Origin of the sequence: Acinetobacter sp. B51(2017) (assembly GCF_003711395.1) — a bacterium.
In the GTDB taxonomy this organism is placed as follows: Bacteria; Pseudomonadota; Gammaproteobacteria; order Pseudomonadales; family Moraxellaceae; genus Acinetobacter.
In genome coordinates, this window is the sequence record NZ_PJRJ01000033.1 from 23,348 (window position 1) to 31,903 (window position 8,556).

Genomic DNA, 8,556 nt, shown 5'->3' on the forward strand with positions numbered 1-8,556 from the left:
TTTTCTAACGACGAATACTATGACACATCTCAATGAGTTATATCTTATCTTAAACAAATCTCTAAAATGGAACAAGTCACATTTAAAGTGCTTTGCGCTCATCATGCTTGTGATTATTTTAAAGCAAACATGTAATCTTTCTTCTGCATCTAAAGCCTTGCCCATCAAGTGTTTACCACAATCATTTTATCGACGTATGCAGCGCTTCTTTGCAGGTCAGTATTTTGATTATCGTCAAATTTCTCAGTTGATTTTCAATATGTTTTCATTCGACCAAGTGCAACTGACTTTAGATAGAACCAATTGGAAATGGGGAAAACGAAATATTAATATCCTGATGCTCGCAATCGTTTATCGTGGAATAGCGATACCTATCCTTTGGACATTGCTTAATAAACGTGGAAATTCAGATACGAAAGAGCGTATTGCTTTGATTCAACGCTTTATAGCCATTTTTGGTAAAGACCGTATTGTGAATGTGTTCGCAGACAGAGAGTTTATCGGTGAGCAGTGGTTTACATGGTTAATTGAACAAGACATCAACTTCTGCATTCGTGTTAAAAAAACTTCATTGTCACCAATCATTTAGGAAAGAATCATAAAATTAGTGATTTATTTCGCCATCTTAAAGTTGGTCAAATTGAATGTCGTAAACGACGGATTTTGGTTGGTCGGGTGAAACTATATATAAGTGCACTACAGTTAGAAAATGGAGAGCTTTTACTCGTCGTTTCTCCTCAGTTTAATGCCAATGCTATTCAGGATTATGCATTACGCTGGGAAATTGAAACCTTATTCAGTTGTCTCAAAGGACGCGGGTTTAATCTTGAAAATACGCGCTTGACAGATCCTAGACGAGTGAAAAAATTGATTGCGGTGTTAGCTATAAGCTTCTGTTGGTGTTACTTAACGGGTGAATGGCAACATAATCAAAAAAAAGCGATAAAAATAAAGAAGCATGGACGACTCTCAATGAGTTTATTTCGCTATGGTTTAGACTATGTTCAAATGGCGATTCAGCGTTTAATTGGTTTTGGGAAAAAAGAAGAGTTTAAGGAAATTTTGGCAATTTTAAGAAAGCAGAATCCTGATAGGATAAGGGTTCTGTGAAATTTGTCGTGTACAGAGTATAATAATAATAATCGAGCATGAGTCTCATACGGATGCTCGGGTCGAAAGGGAATCCCCAGGCGAGTAACCTGTTTGCGGTGATCCATTAGCTGCAGGAGCAGAAGAGCATACATCTGGAAGCAAAGCCAGGAAAGCGGCCTATGGAGCTGTGCGGCAGCGCTCAGTAGGCAATTTTTCAAAATATTGTTAAGCCTTTTCTGAGCATGGTATTTTTCATGGTATTACCAATTAGCAGGAAAATAAGCCATTGAATATAAAAGATAAAAATGTCTTATTTACAATAAAGTGGGAGTAGTAATTTCGTTACTTTGTTTAGAATTTCTTCAGAAATATTTCTTAATAAATCGTGTTTTTCAACAAGCGCAAAATTACTTTCTAAAATCTCTTGTTGTTTAGCTCGAGTTTGGGTATAAGCCCCATAATAAAATTGACGAGGATCTTTAAGCACGTACCAATCTTTCATTTGGATTACAGTACGGCCCTTATCGTAAAGATCAAATTCAGGCTGCCATAAAGGTTTGTAATGAAAATTAATTTCTTCCTGAATATCGTAGGTCGCTTCTTGATAACGTGAAGCTGGTTTATCACCAAATCTTTTTTCAATATAAGCATAAGTATTTCTTAAAGGCTTAACTGAAGATGTTTTAATATCAATTTGCATATAAATCTTCCTGATTTTTTAATAAAGACTAGAGTTTTTATTCTCTAATACCGGCCTGTCCAAATCGCCACTTCATGCGGTCATATTCAATCTTTGCAAAATCATCCGTACTTAGGTGCTGTACTTGATGGTGTGCGCAGAATTCTTCAAAAGCCTTGACTGGCATAATCATTTCTACAGCTAACTCTGGATGGGGTCGTTTGCGGGAGGGGGCGGAATCCTACGCTAAGGCTTTGGCCAGCGATATTCTCCGGTGAGATTGATGTGTTCCCATCCGAGCGGCGAAACATGGGCCAAGAGATCGGGCGATAGCAGCTTTCCATCGCGTTTCTGGTTTGCAACGACCTCGCCGAGCTTCATGGTGTTCCAGAAGATGATGATGGCGGCGAGCAGATTCATGCCGGCGATGCGGTAATGCTGGCCTTCGGCGGAACGGTCGCGGATTTCACCGCGGCGGTGGAAGCTGATTGCCCGCTTCAGCGCATGATGAGCTTCGCCTTTGTTGAGCCCGATCTGGGCACGCCGTTGGAGTTCGGCATCCAGAATCCAGTCGATCATGAACAGGGTGCGCTCGACGCGACCGACTTCCCGCAGGGCTGTCGCGAGCTCGTTCTGCCGCGGATAGGAGGCGAGTTTCCGCAGAATCTGGCTTGGCGCGACGGTCCCGGCAGCAATGGTGGCGGCGATGCGCAGGATGTCGGGCCAATTGCGCTCGATCATGGCTTGGTTGACCTTTCCGCCGATCAACGCTCGCAGGTGCGCCGGGGCGGCCGACGGATTGAACGCGTAGAGCCGTTTGGATGGCAGGTCGCGGATGCGCGGAGCGAACCGGTAGCCGAGAATGGCACATGCGGCAAAGACGTGATCGGTGAAGCCGCCCGTGTCGGTGAACTGCTCGCGGATATGGCGTCCAGCATCGTTCATCAGCAGGCCATCGAGGATGTAAGGCGCTTCGCTTGCCGTTGCAGGAATCACCTGGGTTGCGAACGGCGCATATTGGTCGGAGACGTGGCTATAGGCTTTCAGGCCCGGGGTATTGCCATATTTCGCGTTGACCAGGTTCATGGCCTCACCTTGCTCTGTAGCGACGAAGAACTGTCCGTCGCTCGAAGCCGACGTGCCCATGCCCCAGAACCGGGCCATGGGTAACGCTGCCTGTGCCTCGACCACCATGGCCAGCGCCCGGTCATAGGCTTCGCCCTCGACATGCCACCGTCCAATGCGGATCAATTCCCAGAAGGTGTGGGTGTTTGTCGCATCCGCCATTTTGCGCAAGCCGAGGTTGATCCCTTCCACCATGACAACGTGGCCATCCCGATCATTGACCGCGTTATTCACCATTCCAACATCTTTATGCTCGGTGGCGAAAGCTACCGATTGAGGCAAAAAACGGCCTGTCAGTAAACAACAGGTGGGTCAATTTTATTGGCCAAAAGTGGGTCAAAAATAATGGCCATTGACATCGAACGGGACAATATCTATGATGATCTTGCTTCCGGCGGTCGTGATGATCGCCCTGGCTTGACTGCCTGCCTCAAGTCATTGCGTGACGGCGATGTGCTGGTGGTCTGGAAGCTCGATCGCCTCGGACGATCGCTTGCCCATCTGGTCAACACGGTGAAGGAGCTGTCAGACCGCAAGATCGGCCTGCGGGTTCTGACTGGAAAGGGCGCTCAGATCGACACCACGACTGCGTCCGGTCGCATGGTGTTCGGAATCTTCGCCACCTTGGCCGAGTTCGAGCGGGATCTGATCCGAGAGCGCACCATGGCGGGTCTCGCCTCCGCGAGAGCGCGCGGTCGCAAGGGCGGACGAAAATTCGCGCTCACCAAAGCTCAGGTGCGTCTCGCGCAAGCCGCCATGGCCCAGCGCGATACTTCAGTTTCCGATCTCTGCAAGGAACTCGGCATCGAGCGCGTCACTCTCTACCGATATGTCGGTCCCAAAGGCGAGCTCAGAGACCATGGAAAGCATGTTCTCGGACTTACGTAGCAACTCGTTTCTTTTCGCAGGTTGAGCCACCTCCGCGCTTCATCAGAAAACTGAAGGAACCTCCATTGAATCGAACTAATATTTTTTTTGGTGAATCGCATTCTGACTGGTTGCCTGTCAGAGGCGGAGAATCTGGTGATTTTGTTTTTCGACGTGGTGACGGGCATGCCTTCGCGAAAATCGCACCTGCTTCCCGCCGCGGTGAGCTCGCTGGAGAGCGTGACCGCCTCATTTGGCTCAAAGGTCGAGGTGTGGCTTGCCCCGAGGTGATCAACTGGCAGGAGGAACAGGAGGGTGCATGCTTGGTGATAACGGCAATTCCGGGAGTACCGGCGGCTGATCTGTCTGGAGCGGATTTGCTCAAAGCGTGGCCGTCAATGGGGCAGCAACTTGGCGCTGTTCACAGCCTATCGGTTGATCAATGTCCGTTTGAGCGCAGGCTGTCGCGAATGTTCGGACGCGCCGTTGATGTGGTGTCCCGCAATGCCGTCAATCCCGACTTCTTACCGGACGAGGACAAGAGTACGCCGCAGCTCGATCTTTTGGCTCGTGTCGAACGAGAGCTACCGGTGCGGCTCGACCAAGAGCGCACCGATATGGTTGTTTGCCATGGTGATCCCTGCATGCCGAACTTCATGGTGGACCCTAAAACTCTTCAATGCACGGGTCTGATCGACCTTGGGCGGCTCGGAACAGCAGATCGCTATGCCGATTTGGCACTCATGATTGCTAACGCCGAAGAGAACTGGGCAGCGCCAGATGAAGCAGAGCGCGCCTTCGCTGTCCTATTCAATGTATTGGGGATCGAAGCCCCCGACCGCGAACGCCTTGCCTTCTATCTGCGATTGGACCCTCTGACTTGGGGTTGATGTTCATGCCGCCTGTTTTTCCTGCTCATTGGCACGTTTCGCAACCTGTTCTCATTGCGGACACCTTTTCCAGCCTCGTTTGGAAAGTTTCATTGCCAGACGGGACTCCTGCAATCGTCAAGGGATTGAAACCTATAGAAGACATTGCTGATGAACTGCGCGGGGCCGACTATCTGGTATGGCGCAATGGGAGGGGAGCAGTCCGGTTGCTCGGTCGTGAGAACAATCTGATGTTGCTCGAATATGCCGGGGAGCGAATGCTCTCTCACATCGTTGCCGAGCACGGCGACTACCAGGCGACCGAAATTGCAGCGGAACTAATGGCGAAGCTGTATGCCGCATCTGAGGAACCCCTGCCTTCTGCCCTTCTCCCGATCCGGGATCGCTTTGCAGCTTTGTTTCAGCGGGCGCGCGATGATCAAAACGCAGGTTGTCAAACTGACTACGTCCACGCGGCGATTATAGCCGATCAAATGATGAGCAATGCCTCGGAACTGCGTGGGCTACATGGCGATCTGCATCATGAAAACATCATGTTCTCCAGTCGCGGCTGGCTGGTGATAGATCCCGTCGGTCTGGTCGGTGAAGTGGGCTTTGGCGCCGCCAATATGTTCTACGATCCGGCTGACAGAGACGACCTTTGTCTCGATCCTAGACGCATTGCACAGATGGCGGACGCATTCTCTCGTGCGCTGGACGTCGATCCGCGTCGCCTGCTCGACCAGGCGTACGCTTATGGGTGCCTTTCCGCAGCTTGGAACGCGGATGGAGAAGAGGAGCAACGCGATCTAGCTATCGCGGCCGCGATCAAGCAGGTGCGACAGACGTCATACTAGATATCAAGCGACTTCTCCTATCCCCTGGGAACACATCAATCGGCACTGTTGCAAATAGGCTGACATGATAAGCTAAATATCTTATTTATTTCGAGATACAGCAGATGAATCCCTTCCATGGTCGGCACTTTCAAGGTGAAATCATTCTTTGGGCTGTTCGTTGGTATTGTAAATATGGCATCAGCTATCGTGAACTTCAAGAAATGCTCGCTGAACGGGGTGTGAATGTTGACCACACCACAATTTATCGTTGGGTTCAGCGTTATGCTCCAGAAATGGAAAAACGCTTACGCTGGTATTGGCGTAATCCTACAGATTTACATTCATGGCATATGGATGAGACTTATATCAAAGTGAAGGGGCGATGGACTTACCTGTATCGTGCAGTTGATCAACGTGGTCATACGATTGACTTTTACCTTTCCGCTAGACGGAACAGTAAATCAGCCTATTGTTTTTTAGGAAAAATCTTCAATACGGTGAAAAAATGGCAAATTCCACGGGTCATCAATACAGATAAAGCAGCGACCTATGGCCATGCTTTATCACGGTTAAAGCGAGAAGGAAAATGTCCAGTAGATATTGAGCACAGGCAGATTAAGTATAAAAATAATGTCATTGAATGTGATCATGGTAAGTTAAAGCGGATCATCAGGGCCACATTAGGATTCAAATCTATGAAGACGGCTTATGCCACAATTAAAGGTATTGAAGTCATGCGTGCACTACGTAAAGGACAAGCATCGTCATTTTATTATGGTCAGCCTCAAGGTGAAGTGTGTCTAATCAACAGGGTTTTCGGTCTCTAAGCACTTTTAAAAAGGAACTTCATCGACTAAAATCTCTATTTGCAACAGTGCCGTTTGTCCTTTATCTGTTAGAAAAAAATAACGAAGAAAATCCACATTTGATAAATTATTTTTGGGTAAATACATTGGAAAACGATGAGAATCTCGATAGGTATAGTAGAGTGATATCTCGATAGGTATAGTGTTTTGCAGTTTAGAGGAGATATCGCGATGCATACGCGGAAGGCAATAACGGAGGCGCTTCAAAAACTCGGAGTCCAAACCGGTGACCTCTTGATGGTGCATGCCTCACTTAAAGCGATTGGTCCGGTCGAAGGAGGAGCGGAGACGGTCGTTGCCGCGTTACGCTCCGCGGTTGGGCCGACTGGCACTGTGATGGGATACGCGTCGTGGGACCGATCACCCTACGAGGAGACTCTGAATGGCGCTCGGCTGGATGACGAAGCCCGCCGTACCTGGCTGCCGTTCGATCCCGCAACAGCCGGGACTTACCGTGGGTTCGGCCTGCTGAATCAATTTCTGGTTCAAGCCCCCGGCGCGCGGCGCAGCGCGCACCCCGATGCATCGATGGTCGCGGTTGGTCCGCTGGCTGAAACGCTGACGGAGCCTCACGAACTCGGTCACGCCTTGGGGGAAGGATCGCCCGTCGAGCGGTTCGTTCGCCTTGGCGGGAAGGCCCTGCTGTTGGGTGCGCCGCTAAACTCCGTTACCGCATTGCACTACGCCGAGGCGGTTGCCGATATCCCCAACAAACGGTGGGTGACGTATGAGATGCCGATGCTTGGAAGAGACGGTGAAGTCGCCTGGAAAACGGCATCGGATTACGATTCAAACGGCATTCTCGATTGCTTTGCTATCGAAGGAAAGCCGGATGCGGTTGAAACTATAGCAAATGCTTACGTGAAGCTCGGTCGCCATCGAGAAGGTGTCGTGGGCTTTGCTCAGTGCTACCTGTTCGACGCGCAGGACATCGTGACGTTCGGCGTCACCTATCTTGAGAAGCATTTCGGAACCACTCCGATCGTGCCTCCGCACGAGGCCGTCGAGCGCTCTTGCGAGCCTTCAGGTTAGAGGCCGTCGACAATGATAATCTGGATCAACGGACCTTTCGGCGCCGGAAAGACGACGCTCGCTAAGCGGCTGCGCGATCGGCGTTCCAAATCGCTGATCTTTGACCCCGAGGAAATCGGGTTCGTGGTGAAAGAAACGGTCCCCATGCCAGCGAGCGGAGACTATCAGGATCTCCCCTTGTGGAGGGGACTTACGATCGCGGCGGTCAGGGAGATTCGAAGGAATTACTCGCAGGACATCATCATCCCAATGACGCTCGTGCACCCGGACTATCTGACTGAGATACTCGACGGGGTAAGGCGGATCGACGATCAGCTGCTGCACATCTTTCTGACGCTCAACGAGGACCTATTGCGTCACCGGATCGCGAACCAGACCATGCATCCTGACCCGAATCGAAATGCGGAGATTCGAGAGTGGCGATTAGCGAATGTCGCCCGATGCTTGGCCGCAAGGGAACGGCTTCCATGCACAACCCGTGTTCTCGATAGTGGTGCACACACCAGCGATGAACTCGCAGCGATGGTGCTCGACGGAATCGATGGGCGCACCTGATCGCCTTCGACGCCTGCGCAAAGCGTAGCGCGAGGGTGGCGGGCTCACGACCAAACGCCCAGAGGTCGATCATCGCAGGGATGTTTGGCTTTGTGGTGCGGACGACGGGACTCGAACCCGTACTCTCACAGAGAAGCAGATTTTCGTACCACCTCGACTTTCGCCGCCGTCTGATGACGTTCGTGGTCTGGACTGTCCCTTCGCCATTGCCCGAAGGCTTTAGGCGCCGCCCGTCCAGTCTCTACACCTTCCCCCGAAGGGGCTTGGCTCGGGATTGGCTTAGGGTATTGCCCGTTAGCGTTCCCCGACTTTGAGCGGTTCTACTCCGCGGATTTCCCCGCGGGCACTCCAATTTTAAAGTCTGCTGCGTCTACCGATTTCGCCACGTCCGCCTTTTTTCGCCGTTCCTAGCGCTCGTGCGATGCACCTATGTTGCACCTAGCGCCGAATCGTTCTTCGTCATCCTGAAAAACCACGTCTCCTAAAGCCTTGCATAGCTTATCTTGGCACTGTTGCAAATAGTCGGTGGTGATAAACTTATCATCCCCTTTTGCTGATGGAGCTGCACATGAACCCATTCAAAGGCCGGCATTTTCAGCGTGACATCATTCTGTGGGCCGTACGCTGGTACT

The 8,556-nt window shown here is 50.6% G+C and carries 10 protein-coding genes and 1 pseudogene; 8 read left to right on the top strand and 3 right to left on the bottom strand.

Annotation, left to right across the window (positions count from 1 at the left end; genetic code table 11):
• The first annotated feature begins 19 nt into the window (after window positions 1-19).
• Window positions 20-1,110, top strand: a protein-coding gene (locus CYK47_RS12900; protein ID WP_085940648.1) for an IS4-like element ISAba1 family transposase whose coding sequence is annotated in 2 segments (ribosomal slippage) — window positions 20-560 and window positions 560-1,110 — 1,092 coding nt in all. Because the reading frame shifts where the segments join, the coding sequence is not laid out codon by codon here.
• Between the two features lie 292 nt (window positions 1,111-1,402).
• Here CYK47_RS12900 and CYK47_RS12910 read toward each other — a convergent pair.
• The 3 genes and pseudogenes from CYK47_RS12910 to CYK47_RS12920 form a co-directional block, all read right to left on the bottom strand.
• Window positions 1,403-1,792, bottom strand: coding sequence for a ferritin family protein (locus CYK47_RS12910; RefSeq protein ID WP_252150285.1), 390 nt, complete (start codon window positions 1,790-1,792; stop codon window positions 1,403-1,405).
• Window positions 1,793-1,829: 37 nt separating this feature from the next.
• Window positions 1,830-1,964 (bottom strand): phenol hydroxylase subunit, encoded by a 135-nt coding sequence (locus tag CYK47_RS15830; RefSeq protein ID WP_223231885.1) that lies wholly within the window; start codon window positions 1,962-1,964, stop codon window positions 1,830-1,832.
• Between the two features lie 53 nt (window positions 1,965-2,017).
• Window positions 2,018-3,112, bottom strand: a pseudogene (locus CYK47_RS12920) (Tn3 family transposase); the annotation flags it as partial.
• On the opposite strand from CYK47_RS12920, the gene CYK47_RS15640 reads away from it, so the two are divergent.
• From CYK47_RS15640 to CYK47_RS12960, 7 genes are all read left to right on the top strand, one after another.
• A complete protein-coding gene (locus CYK47_RS15640; RefSeq protein WP_286206922.1) occupies window positions 3,098-3,196 on the top strand; it encodes an ATP-binding protein in 99 nt (32 codons plus the stop codon). The pseudogene CYK47_RS12920 and the gene CYK47_RS15640 sit on opposite strands and share 15 nt — an antisense overlap.
• 45 nt (window positions 3,197-3,241) lie before the next feature.
• Window positions 3,242-3,784 (top strand): recombinase family protein, encoded by a 543-nt coding sequence (locus tag CYK47_RS12930; RefSeq protein ID WP_002047003.1) that lies wholly within the window; start codon window positions 3,242-3,244, stop codon window positions 3,782-3,784.
• A gap of 65 nt (window positions 3,785-3,849) precedes the next feature.
• Window positions 3,850-4,653: an aminoglycoside O-phosphotransferase APH(3'')-Ib gene (gene aph(3'')-Ib, locus CYK47_RS12935; RefSeq protein ID WP_001082319.1), complete on the top strand. Its 804-nt coding sequence runs from the start codon at window positions 3,850-3,852 to the stop codon at window positions 4,651-4,653.
• A complete protein-coding gene (locus tag CYK47_RS12940) occupies window positions 4,653-5,489 on the top strand; it encodes an aminoglycoside O-phosphotransferase APH(6)-Id (RefSeq protein WP_000480968.1) in 837 nt (278 codons plus the stop codon). The genes aph(3'')-Ib and CYK47_RS12940 overlap by 1 nt, the downstream gene beginning before the upstream one ends.
• A gap of 104 nt (window positions 5,490-5,593) precedes the next feature.
• Window positions 5,594-6,298, top strand: coding sequence for an IS6-like element IS1008 family transposase (locus CYK47_RS12945; protein ID WP_001067790.1), 705 nt, complete (start codon window positions 5,594-5,596; stop codon window positions 6,296-6,298).
• A 210-nt stretch (window positions 6,299-6,508) separates the two neighbouring features.
• The gene (gene aac(3)-IId, locus CYK47_RS12955) at window positions 6,509-7,369 is read left to right on the top strand and encodes an aminoglycoside N-acetyltransferase AAC(3)-IId (protein WP_000557454.1); all 861 of its coding nucleotides are present in this window, start codon (window positions 6,509-6,511) and stop codon (window positions 7,367-7,369) included.
• A 12-nt stretch (window positions 7,370-7,381) separates the two neighbouring features.
• A complete protein-coding gene (locus tag CYK47_RS12960; protein ID WP_000587837.1) occupies window positions 7,382-7,924 on the top strand; it encodes an AAA family ATPase in 543 nt (180 codons plus the stop codon).
• The last annotated feature ends 632 nt before the right edge of the window (window positions 7,925-8,556 follow it).